Genomic DNA, 18,444 nt, shown 5'->3' on the forward strand with positions numbered 1-18,444 from the left:
GAATAGCGCAGAAGCAACTTAAATCAACAGTAATACAAGAGGAGGTTGATACTAATCTTGCATTTGGTACAGCTAAAAATGTACAGATTGGATCGTCACCAGGTGGTACAGAGGTACCATCACCTAAAACTACAGTTAATACACGCAATACAGCACAGTCATCATCATCTATACTCTCTACACGGAAAATTGGAGATTGGCAGCTAGTAAGGCTTGMAGATGGTGCAAATGCTTCAAAWGGYGTTCCAGCTTTTGTGTATAAAATAAAAGGRCGTGTATTYGCTACTGMTGCAGTRTTRTGTGCTCCTAAAAATGGAAYTTCRCAACCAGAWCCACATGTTGTGGTTGCGCATTCTTGTAGTTCATGTATAAAACGAACGACATTTGATACACAGTTAAAATCACAATCATGGTGATGATGATCTTCATTACAATTGCAGCTCATTATGTTCACTCCTTATCGTGAGTTCTGACATACACTATTACAATATGAACGGGATATGGTTGATATTACGTTAATTCTCAGGATAGAAACAGGGAATTTATATAGAGGGGATGTACATATCGTGATATGGAAAAAGACACCCATTATTTAATGGATGTCTTTTCAGGTAAATCTTTTTGCGTAGTATATAGAAAACGAGATATATCTAGTTTCTTTCCTCTGAAAAATTGYGGGGAGGAAATGTAAAGTTCTTCTTTTGCGCGTGTAATGGCGACATAGAGTAATCGTCGTTCTTCTTCTAATGCTTCAGAAGTCTCCGTCACACGGTCATTTGCATCTTTTAAAGAAGAAGTATGCGGCAATATACCATCGCTTGCTCCGAGTAAAAAGACGCATGGAAACTCAAGGCCTTTCGCGTTATGAATTGACATAAGCGATACGGTATCTTTTTGCGGCATTGTTTTTAATGCTTCCATTTCTTTTTGACCTTGAATGGCTTCATTAATAAATTGTAAGTAAGCTGGAATATCCGTAAAGCGAGTTGCTGATTCCATTAATTCTTCTAACATTTCTTCTTGTATGTCCTTATGCATCGTAAAGGAAGAACGATCATTACTTTGTAAGTACTCTAAATACTTTCCTTTACCATGAATAATTTCTTTCAATGCTTTTTTCGGTTCAAGTTCTTTTATAAACTTAATAAAATCGATTCGCTCATTTACTTTTTTAACTTGAAAAGGTTTCAAGCTTGGGTTTAGTAATAGAAAATGAAGAAGAGAAGGGAAACGGCCCTCACCATATTTCCATTGTTCACGTTCAATAAATGAAATGCACTCATCACGGCCAATATACATTGTTGGTAATATATTTGAAAGTGATTCGAGGCGGAACGGTTCAAGCACGAGTCGTAAGTGATCTAATACGGGCCTAATTAAAGAATGTTCGTAGAACGATTGGCTCGCTCCATGTTTAATAAATGGAATCTTATGAATTGTAAGCTGATCAAGTAAAGAACGGCTCACAGAATGTGTACGATATAATAAACAAAAATCTTTATAATTTCGTTCACCACTATCTACTTTTTCCTGAATGAGTTGCAAAATTTGATTTGCTTCATCAAGAGTTGTCGCAGGTCGTGCATAAAACGGCTGTATGCCATCGTTACGAACAGAATATAGCTCTTTATCAAAACGTTCTTGATTGAGCTTAATAACTTCATTTCCAAGTCCTACGATAAATGGATTAGATCGATAATTCGTATTAAGTGCGATAATCGTAGTATTATCAAATTCCTTTGGAAAAGATAAAATAATTTGGTGACTTGCCCCTCGCCAGCCGTAAATCGCTTGATCGTCATCACCTGCGATAAATAAATTATTTCTCGGCGTGGCTAACAATTTTACAATTTCATATTGTGCATACGACGTATCTTGAAACTCATCTACTTCAATGTAATGAAAACGCTCTTGTAATTGAGTAAGCAGGGGAGCGTTATTTTCTAACATATAATACATTTCTAATAAGATGTCGTCAAAATCGATATAATTGTGTCGTTGTTTTACCTCTTCGAAACGTTCGTATACTTCTTTGAACTCTTGTTCAACCGGTGTTTTCGCTTTTACATCTTTCGGACGATTCAAGTTGTTTTTCTCAAGTGAAATCATAGCGAGTATCGTTTCGGCATCATAATCGTCTTTTAAGCGCAATTCTTTCAAAATTTTCTTTATCATAATTTGTTTATGTTTTTCATTTGCTAAAATTTGCTGATTATATCCTTGACTACGAAGCAATTTTAAAAAGACAGAGTGGAATGTACCAGCAACGACATAGCTACTTGCGGCATGATTCATACCAGGTAAATTCGCTACACGGCTTCGAATTTCTTCAGCTGCTTTTTGTGTAAACGTCAGCAGTAAAATATTTCGCGGATGGACTTGTTTTACATTAACTAAATAACCAACGCGAGTTGTTAAAACAGATGTTTTACCACTTCCAGCACCAGCTATAATTAAATGGGTAGATGTTTTCGGAATATGATACGCCGCTTGCGGAATGCCAGCGTGTGTTAACGGTTTTTGTGAAAATTTTTCTTGTGTCATATATTCACCTTCAAAACTATAGCATCAACATTTAACTTTAGCGGAAGAAAAAGAAAATAGCAATGTAAAAAACAGGAGGGGCTACCTCCTGCTACAAAATTACCCCGCTATTTGCGGGCAGTAAAACTCTCACCTCAAAATTCAGGTGCCCGTAAACGCCCGATTGGTGAAGGCTAATAATCATTGGGGGATGAACAAAACCCCCAATGATTAAAGTTTCACTTTATAATTCTTTTATCATTACGACGTGCGGGATATTTGCTTCCATAAACACATCAGAAGCCGTCACGTATCCTAGCTTCTTATAGAAAAATTCAGCATGTGTTTGAGCATGGAGTTTCAATTTCGGTAGAGACTCTTCCTTCGCATACGCTTCAAGTGCATCCATAATGATTTTACCAATGCCTTTTTGGCGATGGGAAGCTAGTACGCAAATGCGCTCCATTTTTCCTATTCCATCAACGATGCGGAAGCGACCAGCACCAACTGGAACATCATTATCATCTTTCATACGTAATCGACCTAATACATCAGCGTGCTCTGCGTCTGATAAGTCTTGACCGATTGTTAAATGAGGTACGAAAGAGTACTCGCGCTCTTGTGTAAAGAAACCATTATGCATTTCTTCATTTAAGAAAGTAAGTTCAGGTGTTTTTTCTACTTTAAAATAAAGAACATTATTAACAGGTGCGAATGAACCGACTTTCCCAACATGAAGGGTGAAAGGGTTCGTTTTATTTGCGATTGTATGTAACTCATTCACAATCGATTCTAATTGTTCATCTTGCGTCTCAAAGGGTGTTTTCAATGTAATATGTGGCGGAACTAATGCGTAATGCGGATCATAACGTTTACGTAATCCGTTCGCTTTATCTTGAATCATTTTTGATGGGAAAATTACAATTCCTAATTTCATGTTCCAATTCCTCCCTTTGCAAGTCTAGTTAGATTTTGAGAATAAATCTCTTTATCTATTATATCAAATTATTCTGAATACCGCTCTCTATTATTTCATTGATAGAATATGAGAAAATGCTTTTGGTAAATCTGCTTGCCAATATTTCCATGTGTGATTCCTACGATCGTGTACATTTTTATATGGAATACCGACAATAATTGTGCGGTCGATTTCTTCAGTTTCACGAAGACGCTCAATTACACGGTGCGCTTTACCAAGCTGAAAATAATCTCTACCATCTTGTGCAATAACAACCGTATGCTTATGGAGAGGTGTGTAATTTACTGGTAAATAAACAAGAAGTGTAAGCTCCTCTTGAAGTGATGTACTAAAAAATGAAATTTCTTCAATTCTCCCTATTGTTTGATTCATGTATATCCCCCTAAATAAAAATTTACTGTAATGATTGTAAGAGCAACGCTTGTAGTGAAAAGGAAAGAAATAATCACTAATAGGTGCCTTAATTTCTATTTTACCATAATGGTACGAAGAATCTAAAAAATTAGTATTTAAGTTGTGAAAGAAAACGGATATAATGAAGTGGGATTTTTTACAGGTGAGAGGGGAGACCGGATTTGAAACAAGAAAGATCAATCGCACTACCACTAGCAATTTCCATTATAGCAATTTCATTCGCAGCTGTTTTTGCAAAGATGTCCTCAGCACCATCTTCCGTTTTAAGTATGTATCGATTATGGATTATCGTACTTATTATGCTGCCGATCGTTTGGAAAAAACGGGAAGAGTTTAGTAGGATTCAAATAAAAGATTGGGGATTTTTAATTGGATCTGGTTTCTTTTTAGCTCTTCATTTTCTTCTATGGTTTGAATCCTTAAAGCATACGACAGTTGCTAGTTCGACGATTATTTTAGCACTTCAACCGATCGTATCTTTAGTGGGAGGTTTTTTCTTATTTAAAGAAAGAACAACCTATTCAGCAATTGCGACGATGGGAATTGCGATACTAGGCGTAATGTGTATTGGCTGGGGGGATTTAGGGCTAAGTGAGCAAGCAATTTATGGGGATATATTATCCTTTTTAAGTGTAATAGCAGTTGTCGGTTATTTATTTATCGGACAAACGACAGTAAAGAAAGTATCTCATTGGATTTATAGTTTCACTGTATTTGCCTTTGCTGGTATATTTATAGCGATTTATAACGTTATACTTCAAGTGCCATTTACAGGCTATACGAAGTGGGATTGGAGTATTTTTCTTTTACTTGCGATTGTACCGACAGTGTCACACGTCATTAATAATTGGTTATTAAATTACGTAAATGCAACAACGATTTCAATGAGCATTTTAGGAGAACCAGTTGGGGCATCTATACTAGCGTTCTTCTTACTTGGAGAAAAATTAAATGCAATGCAAATTATCGGTAGCATGCTCGTATTGTTTGGTGTATCTGTTTTCTTACTACAGCAACAAAAGCGAACAGCAAAAAATGTGGTGAACGAGCCGGTGTATACACAGGAATTATAACGAGCCCATTCTAATATACGAAAAGAGAAGTTATTGGTAACTTCTCTTTTTTTGTTCTATGCAGAAAATAAAACAAATTAATAGGGGGGAATTCCCGCCATATAGCATGAAAAAAGATAATATATAGTGGAGTTACATCATACGTTTCTCATACAAATATAGAAGGGGAAGGAGAGACCAAATGAAAGAGATTTTAATGAAATACATGACAAATCTTACAACATTAAGTGAAGAGCAGCAGCGCATGATCGTGGAAGAATTACAAATTGAAGAGTATAAAAAAGGAACAGTGCTCTTAAGACAAGGAGATGTTCCGTCTAAATGTTATTTTGTATTAAAAGGATGCGTGAGGCAACATTGTATAGATGAATCTGGAAAAGAAGTTACAGCAAATTTTTATACAGAAGAACAAGCAATCGCGAATTTCAATCATCATAAACAAGATAAATTATCCCCACATACGTTAACGTGCCTAGAAGATTGTCTAGTTGTAGTTGGCGATCTGTATAGTGATCATTAAGCAGAATTAAGAAACGACTCAAACAGTAGAGTTTTTTCCACCTCTAAGCAATAGCCATATACTAAATCCTAGTTCACCTGTGATCATCGGTAGTTGAAAGACAACGTTAAGAATGGAAATAATCGCATCATATTGTGAAAACATCGTATTCATTACGTTAATGATGATATAGCCGATTGCAGCAATGAGCAGTAATATATTAATAGTCTTCGGTATGTTTTTAGATTGAAAGGTTACGTATCCTAAGGTGAGAAGATGTAAGCCGAAAATGATTAATCCTACAGACCAAATGTATTCAAAAGCTTCTAGAAATAACATTGTATATGCTTCTGAATTAGCAACTGTACTTTTTGAAAGAGGTAATACAAATGTTAAATTGAATATAGCAATACCAAGTATAGCTGTATACATAAGACGAAGACAGGCAGCTAGTAATGAGAGGCTAGCATGGATAGGTTTTAGAAAGAAATAAAGAGCCCACGAGGCGATAATATCCGTAATGAAAATGATAATCCATCCGAAAATTTCTGCTTTGAAAAGTGAACTTGAAGTTTGAATATTATGGAGTGTCGCGTCCGCATCTCCTTGTACAACAAGATTTCCGTGAACAAAACCGTAAGAAAAAAGTGCGGTGAATGCCATGACAAGAAGAGAAATACCAGTAAATAAGGCAAACTTTCGTTGGTTCATAATACGTCCTCCTATTCTAATTTTATTTTCATTTTAATAGGAGAGAGGATGATGATTCATTGACTTAAATCAAGAGAGGGGAAGTTTAGTGGAATTTCTATCAAAAAAAGATGTATGGTTATATCCAATTTTTTTAGTTGTGATTGGTGCGTGTTTTGCTCCTTTAGTAGCTGGAAGAGATTACTTTCTGCTACTTTTTACGATTCCTTTAGTAATTCTTTTCGTTTGGAGTTGGTTTACAATGAAATATATCGTGGAAGAAGAAGTAATCTTTATTAAATCAGGACCCATTAAGAAGCGGATTTTTATACAAGATATAAAGAAAATTTCCAATACAAAAAATCCTTTAGCTGCCTATGCACTATCATTCGATCGATTAGAAATTKTWTACGGATCATATGAAACAGAGATTATTTCTCCTAAAGATAAAGAACAATTCATCAATCTCGTGAAAAGTAAAAATCCACACATTGAAATAAAGTAAAAGAGTGGCTACGAAGCCACTCTTTTATTTTGGATTTGTCATATAAGGTTGCACGTGAACGACACATAAGTCACGAAATTTTCCTTCAGCAGTTGTGACAATTACGACTGCTCTTCCTGCACTTTTTCCAGTAATTGTTACCGTATCACCTTTTGGGTATATTGTGATGACATCAGAATTCATATTTGTCCAAATAAGTTCTTTATTCGTTGCTTGCATTGGCAAAACGGAAGCTGATAACTCAGTACTTTGTCCAGTTTTTATCTTTAACTTATTTTTTTGCATATGAACACCGATAACTGAAATAACAGAAGGAGCAATTGAAATTTTAGGTGGATTTGGTTGTATGTTTAAACGAGAAGCAGAAGTGTTTGTGATAGGTGAAAATTTTCTTATRTGTTGTTGCTGKAAAGMTGCTAACATKKTGGAGTCCCCTTTCTGTATARGTGYYGATACTAATAMTATAAAGGARSARTGTTATAKTAAATTTAACGAAACATAAAGAAWTTGTTAAATTYGAGAAGAAKATTGTCGAACTGCGGTAAAAAGAAAGCTCTGCTGTTAYSRTAACAGCAGAGCTTTCTTTTTATAGATTATKAMKRTGTTGTTTTTCAAAATGCTCAAAATGCTCTTCAACTTCTTTTGAAGGTTTAGTTAGTAAACTAACAATTAYGATYACTAKTAAACTAATAGCGAAACCAGGAATCATTTCATATAAGAAATCTTTTAAGAACTTAAACTGTGTCCAAATAATTACTGTAGCGGCACCTGAAACCATACCAGCAAGTGCGCCCCATTTCGTCATACGTTTCCAATATAAGCTTAATAAAATAGCAGGTCCAAATGAAGAACCAAATCCAGCCCAAGCATATCCCACAAGAGCTAAAATCGTATCATTTTGTTTAAACGCTAATGCGCACCCGACTAAGGCGATAACAAGTACAGCCATACGACCGACAAATACAAGCTCTTTATCAGAAGCAGAACGTTTAAAGAATGTACGATATAAATCTTCTGTTATAGCACTAGAAGTAACGAGAAGCTGAGAAGAAATTGTACTCATAATAGCTGCTAAAATCGCTGCTAATAAAAATCCAGTAATAAGTGGATGGAATAAAATTTTTCCAAGTTCAAGGAAAATTGTCTCTGGATTAGATAATGTCAACCCTTGTTGTGAATAGTAAGCAATACCGATAAGACCAGTAAACATAGCTCCGACAACAGAGAAAATCATCCAGCTCATACCAATTCTTCGTGCGCTTTTAATTTCTTTTACAGACGAAATTGCCATAAAGCGTACGATAATATGAGGTTGTCCAACATAACCAAGGCCCCATGCGAATAAAGAAATCATTCCTAAAGTAGAGGCACCTTTAAAAATATCTAAACGTGTTGGATCTACAGATCGAATTGTGTCAAACGCAGGTCCAAGTCCGTTCGAATTCATAATTGTTACGATAGGAACAAGAATAAGAGCAATTACCATAATGATTCCTTGCACGAAGTCTGTCCAACTTACAGCTAAGAAACCACCAAATAATGTGTAAGCCACGACAACTGCTGCGACAATGAATAATCCAACATGATAGTTCATACCAAATGAATTTTCAAATAATACAGCACCTGAAACTAGTCCTGAAGCTACATAGAAAGTAAAGAAAATCATAATAACAAGTCCGGATACTAAGCGTAGCATATGAGATTTGTCGTGGAAACGGTGTTCCAAAAATTCTGGGATAGTAATAGAGTTGTTTGCAATTTCAGAGTAGGTACGTAAGCGAGGAGCAACATAAAGCCAGTTTGCGTATGCGCCTAGTGTTAGGCCGAATGCAATCCAACTACTACTTAATCCAACGCTAAACATTGCACCGGGTAATCCCATTAAAAGCCAACCACTCATATCGGATGCTCCAGCACTTAATGCTGTTACTGCGGGGCCTAGTGTACGCCCGCCAAGCATATAATCTGTTAAGTTGGACGTTCGTTTGTAGGCGAAATAGCCGATTACTAACATCCCGAGCATGTAAATAGAGATAGAAGTTAAAGTTAACATCTGCGTACTCATGTAGTTCCCCTTCCTTTTGTCATGTCTTTTGATGCATTATGCATATTTATAATCAAAAGTTAGGTCTATAATGAGTGCAACTTAAAAAAATGCAAGCGTTGATGAAGAAGAGTACACATGATGAACATGTCAGAGAGCTGATGGTTGGTGCGAATCAGTATGGRATTGATGTGGAATGGGCTTCGGAGCTTCCAAACCGAAACGAAAGAAGTAGGCTTTGGCGACATGATCTCATCGATACAAGAGACACGTATTATTTTTTGATACGGCAAAGTGCGTTACATTCGTAACGAATTAAGGTGGCACCACGGGAGTACCCGTCCTTTCTATAGGATGAGTACTCCCTTTTTGTGTAYAAAAAATTAAATATGTTAAATCGTTTAAGTAAGAAGAGTACGTATATTGGAGACGTTTCAGAGAGCCGGGGACAGGTGGGAGCCCGGTGCGGTGCCATATACGGAATGGGCTTACGAGAGGTATGCTGAACAATTATTTTCAGTAGGCAACCCGGGTTCCGCCGTTACAAGGATAAGGTATATATTTTGTACCTGAATAAAGCGGGATGCTTTTGCGTCCAACCTGAGGTGGTACCACGGTAAATTTATCGTCCTCTACATATTTCGATATGTAGGGGACTTTTTTATTTTTCAGAGTGAGGTGAAAGGCATGATGACAAAAGAGGAATTTATGAAGCAAAAAGAACAAAGAAACACATTTTTAGTAATTGCTGAAGAAGAAGGAGATAGCATTACGCCAATTTCTTTATATAGACGTATGAAGGGAAAGAAAAAGTTTTTATTAGAAAGTTCGCAGCTTCATCAAGATAAAGGGCGCTATTCTTACTTAGGGTGTAATCCTTATGGAGAAGTGAAAAGCGTTGGTATAGAAGTAGAGCGAATGATGTATGGGAAAAAAGAAAAGCTGCAGGGTAACGTACTGCAAATGCTAGAAGAGGTAATCGCACCAGCGCAAGTAGACAGTCCATTTCCGTTTTGCGGGGGAGCAGTTGGATATATTGGCTATGAMGTCATTCGGCAGTATGAAAACATTGGAGCAGATTTACACGATCCATTAAATATTCCAGAAGTACACCTTTTACTATATCGTGAGTTTACCGTTTACGATCATTTACGCCAAAAGTTGTCATTTGTATATGTATGCAGGGAAGACGATTCAGCTTCTTATGAAGAAGTATACGAAAGATTGCAAGTATACAAAGAGGAAGTGCTAAAGGGAGAAGAAGCGGAAGTAAATGAAATACAATCAATATTATCATTCACTTCTTCAATAACTGAAAAAGAATTTTGTGAAATGGTAGAAACAGCGAAAGAATACATTCGGGCCGGAGATATTTTCCAAGTTGTATTATCCCAGCGTTTGCAAAGTGAATGTATTGGAGATCCATTTGCATTATACCGGAAACTTCGAATTGCGAATCCATCACCATATATGTTCTATATCGATTTTCAAGATTRTGTTGTACTTGGCTCTTCGCCGGAAAGTTTGTTATCAGTAAGAGAGGATAAAGTGATGACAAACCCAATTGCTGGTACGAGGCCGAGAGGGAAAACGAAGCAGGAAGATGAGGAAATCGAAAAAGAACTGTTAGGAAATGAGAAAGAGCGAGCAGAGCATATGATGCTTGTGGACCTAGGACGAAATGATATTGGCAGAGTAAGTGAAATTGGCTCTGTGACGATAGATAAATATATGAAAGTAGAAAAATACTCTCACGTTATGCACATTGTATCTGAAGTTTCCGGAACATTGCGAAAACAAACGAGTGGATTTGATGCATTAGCGTATTGTTTACCAGCTGGTACAGTATCAGGTGCTCCGAAAATWAGRGCGATGGAAATTATTAATACGTTAGAGCATGAAAAAAGAAATGTATATGCCGGAGCGGTTGGATATATTTCATTCTCAGGAAACCTTGATATGGCGCTAGCAATTCGAACGATGGTTGTAAAAGACGAGAAAGCGTACGTTCAGGCAGGAGCGGGTATCGTCTACGATTCAGACCCGGTTGCTGAATATGAAGAAACATTAAATAAAGCGAGAGCGCTTTTGGAGGTTATGAAATGATTGTACTTATCGATAATTATGATTCGTTCACATATAACTTGTATCAACTATTAGGCGAGTACGAGAAAGAAATTGTTGTCGTAAGAAATGATCAAATAACAATTGAACAATTAGAGGAGATGAAGCCGAAAGGAATTGTGCTCTCACCAGGACCTGGGAAACCAGAAGATGCTGGAATTTGTATCGATGTTATTCGTCACTTTTATAAGAACGTTCCCATCTTAGGAATTTGCCTTGGCCATCAAGCAATCATATCCGCATTTGGAGGAGAAATTGTTAGAGCAGAGCGCATTAAACACGGAAAAACATCGCGTGTGAAACATAACGGAACGTCAATCTTTTCGTACGTAACGCAGCCGCTAACRGCAATGCGTTACCATTCACTCGTCGCAGTGCAAAATAGTTTGCCGCAGTGTTTTGACATACTTGCGACAGCGATGGATGACGGAGAAATCATGGCAGTTCGTCACAACTATTATCCGCTCTTCGGATTACAGTTTCACCCAGAATCAATTGCAACAGAAGAAGGCGGAAAGTTAATACGTGCCTTTTTAGCAGAAGTGAAAGAGGAGGAGAGAGTATGAACAGTTATCTTCGAAAATTAGTAGAGGGACAACATTTAACAGAAGAAGAAATGTATGAAGCGGGACTTCTTTTATTAAGTGACAACATATTGGAAAGTGAAGTTGCAGCTTTCTTAGTATTGCTGAAAGCGAAAGGCGAAACAGCAGAAGAAATATACGGTCTCGTTCGTGCTCTTCGCGAAAAGGCRTTACCGTTTTCAAATCATATAAAAGGCGCGATGGACAATTGCGGAACGGGTGGTGACGGTGCGCAAACATTCAATATTAGTACAACATCGGCATTTGTACTTGCCGGAGCTGGTGTAAAGGTTGCGAAACATGGAAACCGCGCTGTTTCTAGTAAAACAGGAAGTGCTGATTTATTAGAAGAACTCGGTGTAAACATAAGCTGTACGCCGGGTGAGATTGACTATTTATTAGAGAATGTAGGTATTGCCTTCTTATTCGCACCAGCGATGCATCCAGCATTAAGACGCATTATGAAAATAAGAAAAGAATTAAACGTTCCGACGATCTTTAACTTAATTGGACCGTTGACGAATCCGGTTAATTTAGAAACACAATTTGTCGGTATTTATAAGCGAGATATGTTATTGCCAGTAGCGGAAGTATTGCAGAAACTTGGCAGAAAACAAGCGCTCGTCGTAAACGGAAGTGGCTTTTTAGATGAAGCATCATTACAGGGAGAAAATCATGTCGTCGTTTTAAAAGATAATGAAATAGTAGAAATGAGTATTGATCCAGAAAAGTATGGTTTTTCAAGAGTGAAAAATGAAGAAATTAGAGGTGGGAATTCAAAAGAAAATGCAAAGATTACGCTCGGAGTATTAAGCGGAGAAAAGAGTGTCTATCGCGATACTGTTTTATTAAATGCAGGTCTAGCCCTTTTCGCAAATGGAAGAGCAGAAACGATTGAAGAAGGAATTACACTAGCGGCACATAGCATTGACTCTGGAAAAGCATTAGCCAAACTAAACTTATTAATTGCAGCAAGCCATGAAAATTTAGAAAGGGTGAATTAAAATGGGGACGATTTTAGACAAAATTGTAGAGCAAAAGAAAGTAGAAGTTGCGGAGTTATATGAAACATATTCACCAGTGAAAGAAAAAAGGAAAACACACTCACTTGTAAAAGYKTTAGAGCAGTTTACTGTAATAGCAGAGGTAAAGCGAGCGTCTCCATCAAAAGGCGATATTAATTTACACGTTGATGTGCCAAAACAAGTGAAAACATATGAAGAATGCGGTGCTGGAGCAGTTTCGGTTTTAACAGACGGTCAATTTTTTAAAGGGTCGTTTCACGACTTACAAACGGCAAGAGCAGAAAGTAACATTCCGCTTTTATGTAAAGATTTTATAATCGATAAAATCCAAATTGATAGAGCGTATGAAGCAGGAGCAGATCTTATTTTATTAATTGTTGCAGCATTGTCAAAAGAGAAATTAAACGAGCTTTATAACTACGTGCTAGAAAAAGGATTAGAAGCGATTGTTGAAGTTCATGATGAACAGGAATTAGAAATTGCAATCCGATTAAATCCGCACGTTATCGGTATTAACAACCGTAATTTAAAAACATTTGAAGTAGATTTAAGCCAAACTGAAAAGCTCGGAAAACGACTGAATGAGGAAAACCTACTTTGGATTAGTGAAAGCGGCATTCATTCAAAAGAAGATATTATTCGCGTCAAACGAGCTGGTGCAAAAGGTGTATTAGTTGGAGAAGCACTTATGACATCATCTTCTATAAGTAACTTTTTCGAAGACTGTAAGGTGAACATATGAAAGTGAAAATTTGCGGCATCACTGATGTTGAAACAGCAAAACATGCTTGCGAATACGGAGCAGATGCAATTGGATTTGTTTTTGCAGAAAGTAAGCGAAAAATCACCCCAGGGCTAGCGAAAGAAATTATTGGGGAAATTCCAGTCCGCGTTTTCAAGGTAGGTGTTTTCGTAAATGAATCAGTAGAAGTGATCCAGAAAATTGCAGAGGAGTGCGGGTTAACSCATGTGCAAYTRCATGGGGATGAAGACAATSATCAAATYAKAAGATTGAATATTCCGTCTATAAAAGCGGTAGGAGTAGCTTTAGAGAAAGATATTGAATGTGCGAAAAAATACGATACRGATTATCTGTTATTTGATAGCCCGAAAGAAAAGTTCCACGGAGGAAACGGAAAGACATTCTCATGGGAGTTACTCGCACATATGCCAAACGAGTTGCGAGAGAAAACGATATTAGCTGGCGGATTAAACATCCTTAATATAGAAGAAGCAATTCGAACCGTTCAGCCATATATGATCGATGTGAGCAGCGGAGTAGAGACAGAAGGAAAGAAAGATCTAAAGAAAATAAAACAATTTATTAAAAAAGCGAAGGAGTGTTCCAAATGAATTATGCATATCCAGATGAAAAAGGTCATTACGGTATATACGGAGGACGATACGTTCCAGAAACGTTAATGCAATCTGTATTAGAACTAGAAGAAGCATATAAAGAAGCGATGCAAGATGAAGCGTTTCAAAAGGAATTAGATCATTATTTACAAACGTATGTTGGAAGAGAAACACCGCTTTATTTCGCTGAAAATATGACGAAGTATTGCGGCGGAGCAAAAATCTATTTGAAACGTGAAGATTTGAACCATACGGGAGCTCATAAAATTAACAATACAATCGGTCAGGCACTTCTTGCGGTAAGAATGGGTAAGAAGAAAGTTGTCGCTGAAACAGGAGCAGGACAACACGGAGTTGCAACAGCTACTGTATGTGCACTTTTCGGTTTAGAATGCGTCATCTTCATGGGAGAAGAAGATGTGAGACGACAAAAATTAAACGTGTTTCGAATGGAATTACTCGGAGCAAAAGTAGAAAGCGTTGCGGCAGGTAGCGGCACGTTGAAAGATGCGGTAAACGAGGCGCTTCGTTACTGGGTTTCACATGTACACGATACGCACTACATTATGGGATCAGTTCTCGGGCCACATCCATTCCCRCAAATTGTTCGTGATTTCCAAAGTGTAATTGGGAAAGAAACGAAAAAGCAATACGAAGCGTTAGAAGGAAAATTACCAGAAGCAGTCGTTGCTTGTATTGGCGGTGGTAGTAATGCAATGGGAATGTTTTATCCGTTCGTACACGATGAAGAAGTTGCTCTTTACGGTGTTGAAGCAGCTGGAAAAGGTGTTCACACAGAAAAGCACGCAGCCACTTTAACGAAAGGAAGTGTCGGTGTTTTACACGGATCGATGATGTACCTTCTGCAAAATGAAGAAGGGCAAATTCAAGAAGCGCACTCTATTTCGGCAGGGCTGGATTACCCAGGTGTTGGGCCAGAACATAGCTTGCTAAAAGATATTGGCCGCGTTTCTTATCATTCCATTACAGATGAAGAAGCGTTAGAAGCATTTCAATTATTAACGAAAAAAGAAGGGATTATCCCGGCATTAGAAAGTTCACATGCTGTTGCATACGCTTTAAAACTAGCGCCGCAAATGAAGAAAGACGAAGGACTTGTCATTTGTTTATCCGGCCGCGGTGATAAAGATGTAGAGAGTATAAAACGTTATATGGAAGAGGTGTAAAAAATGGGAGTAGAAAAAATTATAGCAGCGTTTGAAAATGGCAAGAAAGCATTTATTCCGTATGTAATGGGCGGAGATGGTGGACTTGAAAAGTTAAAAGAAAGAATTCGTTTTCTTGATGAAGCAGGAGCAAGCATCGTTGAAATTGGTATCCCATTTTCAGATCCAGTCGCAGACGGTCCAACTATTCAAAGGGCAGGAAAAAGAGCATTAGATAGCGGTGTAACATTGAAAGGTATTTTTCAAGCATTAATAGAGGTGAGGCAAGAAGTTCAAATTCCATTTGTACTTATGACATATTTAAATCCAGTACTCGCATTCGGAAAGGAACGTTTCATGGAGAGCTGTCTTGAAGCAGGGGTGGACGGTATTATCGTTCCAGACTTACCGTATGAAGAACAAGACATTATTGCACCGCTCCTTCGCGTGGCGAATATCGCTTTAATTCCACTCGTTACCGTAACGAGCCCTATTGAACGAATCGAAAAAATTACGAGTGAATCACAAGGATTCGTCTACGCCGTTACAGTAGCGGGCGTAACGGGAGTACGTCAAAACTTTAAAGATGAGATTCGTAGTTACTTAGAAAAAGTAAAAGCACACGTCCACTTACCAGTAGTCGCGGGATTCGGTATTTCAACACGAGAGCAAATTGAAGAAATGATTACAATATGTGACGGCGTTGTCGTTGGAAGTAAAGTCATTGAGCTGTTAGAAAATGAAAAGCGAGAAGAAATTTGTGAGTTAATACATGCAGTAAAAGAAACAGAAGAGGCTTAAGKCTCTTCTGTTTCTTTTGTGTAATAAATGTTAAAATATACAGAAAATACTTATAAATTARAGGGTGAGARGGCATGCTAAGACGTAAACTATTATATCTTYTTTTAACTGTACCATTATACGCTTGGCTCATTAGCATGACGAAAATAGAGTTGATGGCTCTATTTCTAGGGTATTTATTCATCTTTTCCAACTTAAACAGGATTCAAGAGCAATCTATTTTCGAAGTATGTATATTTTCGGTTAGTATAGAACTATTTAGTATCGTYTCGATTGTATTATTAAGTGAATTATTCCAATGGATCCATTCATTTGAATTAATAAAACTTGGGAATATTGTATTGCAAGTAATATGTGCTTATATTGTGTTTGTTGTACTAGAAAAAATGATTGGACAGCAGACGGTTTTTCAGGATAAAAGAAAATGGGAGTGATTCAAAAAGGAGCCAAAAGGCTCCTTTTTTGAATCTGTTGTAAAAACAATTGAAAAATATGACATCTGTTATATAATAGTTAAAAATTGTATTTTTAATGAAAAGAGATGATAGCATGGCCATATTGTTGGCACTTATCCCGATTATGATGATTTTTATTTGTTTGTTTTTGTTTAAACAAACGTCATTAAGAGCCTCATTAATCTCTTATGCCGTTTCTGTCGGAATCGTTTTACTCTCGCCAACGTTTCAATTAGGGATAAGTGAAACTGTACACGCAACAATTAAAGGGTGGTTAATTTGTTTTATTGTCGGATACGTTTTATTTTTCGGTATTTTTTTATTTCACCTCATGAACAAAATGGGATACATCGATCAAGTAGCGAGATTTCTAGAACAAGTCACGCGCGATCGATTATTGCAAATGCTTCTTATGTGTTTTGGTATTTGTCCACTTATTGAATCAGTGAGTGGATTCGGAATTGGTTTTATGGTCGCAGCACCTATTTTTCTTTCGCTCGGTTATAAACCGTTTCAAGCTGTGCTACTATCGTTTATCGGTTTACTTGCAAGTTCATGGGGCGCAATGGCAACGGGTACGATTATCGGTTCTCAGCTTATTAACATGCCGCTCACAACTCTTGGTACAAATACAGCATTATTAAGTATCCCGATTTTCGCATATTTTATCTTCCTTTCTTTATACGTTGTCGGTGGCTGGCAGGCAGTTATAGAAAAGTGGAAGGAAGGAGTAGGATTCTTTCTATTATTTTCTCTCGGAATCTATCTTTCTAACGCATACGTAAGTGTTGAACTAGCAGGGATATTAAGTTCTATCGTTACMATTWCATTTGGYTTTYTWATCATTAARTTAAAAGGRAAARRTGAGCAAAACYTTWTAACAGAACATGCTGCGGCTGTAGAGAGAGAAGTATCTATTATAAAAATTATTAGCCCTTATATATTCTTAACAGTTTGTATTTTACTTTCTCGCCTCGTTCCAGCATTACATGATTTTCTTAGGTCATATGCAGTTCTCGATTTAAAATCATATTCTTACAAATTAGAGCTACTATATTCACCAGGATTTTGGCTCGCTATGACTTGTTTATTTACAATTATTTTCTTCCGCATTCCATCTAATGTTATTAAACAATCACTCTCGCAAACGATAAAACAATGGATTCCTTTCGCTATTACAACGACGATGTTCATTGCAATTTCAGAACTAATGGGCGCATCTGGTATGCATTCATTACTCGCAAAAACAGCTGGTGAAACMTTTGGKACMTTTTTCGTTTTCGTTGCWCCATTCATMGGCGGWATYGGCGGTTTTTTAACWGGTAGTAACGCAGGATCAAATGCGATGTTTATWAARCTMCAAATGCAAACAGCSCAAAACGTAGCACTCCCGTGGCAATATGTCACRACRCTCCAAAACACMGCATCATCAGTAGCGACAATCGCTTGTCCATCACGAATTACACTAGGCGCGTATTTATGTAATATCCCTTATCGTGAAAATGAACTATTAAAGAAGACGACGTTAATGATTTTTGGTGCGGTGTTGCTTGTAGTGGTGGAGGTTATTGTTTGGTATATGTTGAGAAAATAAGAAATCCTCCTGGGAAAGGAGGATTTTCTTTTTATATGGATAATGCCTAAAGTATGAAAAGCTTCTACTAAATGAATAGGAGATGAAAGAGATGCCCTTAAAAAACTACGGTGTATTAAAAGGTACAGTTGTACAATCTAAGATTGGAAAAGGGAACACACCTCATTATCAAGTTCATTTACAAGGCGAAGCAGAAGTAGATTATCGTATTGCAATTAACGTGAAATCGCAAAGCTATCCGTCGGAAGTTTTATATTTTGCGAGTAACAATATTCGATCAGAGGCGATTCATATTTTACCGACATTACCGTTCGGTTTTACGGAAGTGAAAAACAATGAGCCAAAAGTGGCTTTAGATTATGTAAGAGGTAATTTATTTGATTCGAAGCAAATGATTCCTTTACCTGCTGAAAAATCGGGATCTGATAATGATTTAAATGAGAAAATAGAACATTATATAAAAAGAGCAATAGATGAGAAAGCAATTATTTATGCGTTTGGTGAAAGGTGGGGACCAGAAGAAAAGGTTCCGGATTCGTATTTTCATTTTACACCTGGAAACGGTATACACGATATTCATATGAATCAAGGGAATGTAGAGAAATGGCAAGG

At 37.1% G+C, this 18,444-nt stretch carries 18 protein-coding genes, 2 pseudogenes and 2 other annotated features; of the genes and pseudogenes, 13 read left to right on the forward strand and 7 right to left on the reverse strand.

Translation table 11 applies throughout. The annotated features are described in order from the left end of the window. The 4 genes and pseudogenes from cotY to AC1DJR_RS09090 all read right to left on the reverse strand — a co-directional run. A partial coding sequence (gene cotY, locus AC1DJR_RS09075) for a spore coat protein CotY (RefSeq protein WP_477002436.1) occupies positions 1-445 on the reverse strand: 445 nt, incomplete at its 3' end. 143 nt (positions 446-588) lie between these two features. Continuing rightward, positions 589-2,544, reverse strand: a complete 1,956-nt coding sequence (locus AC1DJR_RS09080) for an ATP-dependent helicase (RefSeq protein ID WP_477002437.1) — start codon at positions 2,542-2,544, stop codon at positions 589-591. Positions 2,545-2,767: 223 nt separating this feature from the next. Beyond that, positions 2,768-3,460, reverse strand: a complete 693-nt coding sequence (locus AC1DJR_RS09085; RefSeq protein ID WP_477002438.1) for a GNAT family N-acetyltransferase — start codon at positions 3,458-3,460, stop codon at positions 2,768-2,770. Between the two features lie 117 nt (positions 3,461-3,577). After that, positions 3,578-4,108, reverse strand: a pseudogene (locus tag AC1DJR_RS09090) (alpha/beta hydrolase-fold protein); the annotation flags it as partial. On the opposite strand from AC1DJR_RS09090, the gene AC1DJR_RS09095 reads away from it, so the two are divergent. Together AC1DJR_RS09095 and AC1DJR_RS09100 are read left to right on the forward strand one after the other, a co-directional pair. Next, entirely contained in the window at positions 4,078-4,989 is a 912-nt protein-coding gene (locus tag AC1DJR_RS09095; protein ID WP_060751714.1) for a DMT family transporter, read from the forward strand. The pseudogene AC1DJR_RS09090 and the gene AC1DJR_RS09095 sit on opposite strands and share 31 nt — an antisense overlap. Before the next feature lie 181 nt (positions 4,990-5,170). Then, positions 5,171-5,503, forward strand: a pseudogene (locus AC1DJR_RS09100) (Crp/Fnr family transcriptional regulator); the annotation flags it as partial. A gap of 24 nt (positions 5,504-5,527) precedes the next feature. Here the strand turns inward: AC1DJR_RS09100 and AC1DJR_RS09105 are convergent. Further along, positions 5,528-6,199 carry a DUF4386 domain-containing protein gene (locus AC1DJR_RS09105; protein ID WP_429691986.1) on the reverse strand — a complete coding sequence of 224 codons (672 nt, stop codon included), beginning with the start codon at positions 6,197-6,199 and terminating at the stop codon, positions 5,528-5,530. Positions 6,200-6,287: 88 nt separating this feature from the next. On the opposite strand from AC1DJR_RS09105, the gene AC1DJR_RS09110 reads away from it, so the two are divergent. After that, complete coding sequence (locus tag AC1DJR_RS09110) at positions 6,288-6,683, forward strand: PH domain-containing protein (RefSeq protein ID WP_477002439.1); 396 nt, start codon at positions 6,288-6,290, stop codon at positions 6,681-6,683. A 24-nt stretch (positions 6,684-6,707) separates the two neighbouring features. Here AC1DJR_RS09110 and AC1DJR_RS09115 read toward each other — a convergent pair whose 3' ends face one another. Together AC1DJR_RS09115 and putP are read right to left on the reverse strand one after the other, a co-directional pair. Next, entirely contained in the window at positions 6,708-7,106 is a 399-nt protein-coding gene (locus AC1DJR_RS09115; RefSeq protein WP_477002440.1) for an Ig-like domain-containing protein, read from the reverse strand. 163 nt (positions 7,107-7,269) lie between these two features. Then, entirely contained in the window at positions 7,270-8,748 is a 1,479-nt protein-coding gene (gene putP, locus AC1DJR_RS09120) for a sodium/proline symporter PutP (protein WP_477002441.1), read from the reverse strand. 89 nt (positions 8,749-8,837) lie between these two features. Next, positions 8,838-9,076: a binding site (T-box leader), on the forward strand. Between the two features lie 42 nt (positions 9,077-9,118). Beyond that, positions 9,119-9,363 (forward strand) — a binding site (T-box leader). 51 nt (positions 9,364-9,414) lie between these two features. On the opposite strand from putP, the gene trpE reads away from it, so the two are divergent. The 10 genes from trpE to AC1DJR_RS09170 all read left to right on the forward strand — a co-directional run. Then, a complete protein-coding gene (gene trpE, locus AC1DJR_RS09125; RefSeq protein ID WP_477002442.1) occupies positions 9,415-10,833 on the forward strand; it encodes an anthranilate synthase component I in 1,419 nt (472 codons plus the stop codon). After that, complete coding sequence (locus AC1DJR_RS09130; RefSeq protein WP_002086924.1) at positions 10,830-11,417, forward strand: anthranilate synthase component II; 588 nt, start codon at positions 10,830-10,832, stop codon at positions 11,415-11,417. The genes trpE and AC1DJR_RS09130 overlap by 4 nt, the downstream gene beginning before the upstream one ends. Further along, on the forward strand, positions 11,414-12,439 hold the full coding sequence (gene trpD / locus AC1DJR_RS09135; protein WP_002086923.1) for an anthranilate phosphoribosyltransferase: 1,026 nt from the start codon (positions 11,414-11,416) through the stop codon (positions 12,437-12,439). Before AC1DJR_RS09130 ends, trpD begins: the two co-directional genes overlap by 4 nt. Position 12,440: 1 nt before the next feature. Next, entirely contained in the window at positions 12,441-13,202 is a 762-nt protein-coding gene (gene trpC / locus AC1DJR_RS09140; protein WP_477002443.1) for an indole-3-glycerol phosphate synthase TrpC, read from the forward strand. After that, complete coding sequence (locus tag AC1DJR_RS09145) at positions 13,199-13,813, forward strand: phosphoribosylanthranilate isomerase (RefSeq protein ID WP_477002444.1); 615 nt, start codon at positions 13,199-13,201, stop codon at positions 13,811-13,813. The genes trpC and AC1DJR_RS09145 overlap by 4 nt, the downstream gene beginning before the upstream one ends. Further along, positions 13,810-15,003 carry a tryptophan synthase subunit beta gene (gene trpB, locus AC1DJR_RS09150; protein WP_002086917.1) on the forward strand — a complete coding sequence of 398 codons (1,194 nt, stop codon included), beginning with the start codon at positions 13,810-13,812 and terminating at the stop codon, positions 15,001-15,003. The genes AC1DJR_RS09145 and trpB overlap by 4 nt, the downstream gene beginning before the upstream one ends. A 3-nt stretch (positions 15,004-15,006) precedes the next feature. Beyond that, positions 15,007-15,783 carry a tryptophan synthase subunit alpha gene (trpA, locus tag AC1DJR_RS09155; protein WP_289403392.1) on the forward strand — a complete coding sequence of 259 codons (777 nt, stop codon included), beginning with the start codon at positions 15,007-15,009 and terminating at the stop codon, positions 15,781-15,783. A 74-nt stretch (positions 15,784-15,857) separates the two neighbouring features. Continuing rightward, positions 15,858-16,217 (forward strand): DUF4029 domain-containing protein, encoded by a 360-nt coding sequence (locus tag AC1DJR_RS09160; protein ID WP_477002445.1) that lies wholly within the window; start codon positions 15,858-15,860, stop codon positions 16,215-16,217. 115 nt (positions 16,218-16,332) lie between these two features. Beyond that, a complete protein-coding gene (locus tag AC1DJR_RS09165) occupies positions 16,333-17,832 on the forward strand; it encodes an L-lactate permease (protein ID WP_477002446.1) in 1,500 nt (499 codons plus the stop codon). Between the two features lie 91 nt (positions 17,833-17,923). Continuing rightward, positions 17,924-18,444: DUF2278 family protein (locus AC1DJR_RS09170; RefSeq protein WP_477002447.1), on the forward strand; the 521-nt coding region annotated here is incomplete at its 3' end.

The sequence above is a fragment of the Bacillus sp. 05T31 genome, assembly GCF_056396725.1.

Coding starts and splice junctions, on each gene's coding strand:
- trpA (WP_289403392.1), top strand. CDS start 15,007: ATGGGAGTAGAAAAAATTATAGCAGCGTTTGAAAATGGCAAGAAAGCA.
- AC1DJR_RS09085 (WP_477002438.1), bottom strand. CDS start 3,460: ATGAAATTAGGAATTGTAATTTTCCCATCAAAAATGATTCAAGATAAA.
- AC1DJR_RS09105 (WP_429691986.1), bottom strand. CDS start 6,199: ATGAACCAACGAAAGTTTGCCTTATTTACTGGTATTTCTCTTCTTGTC.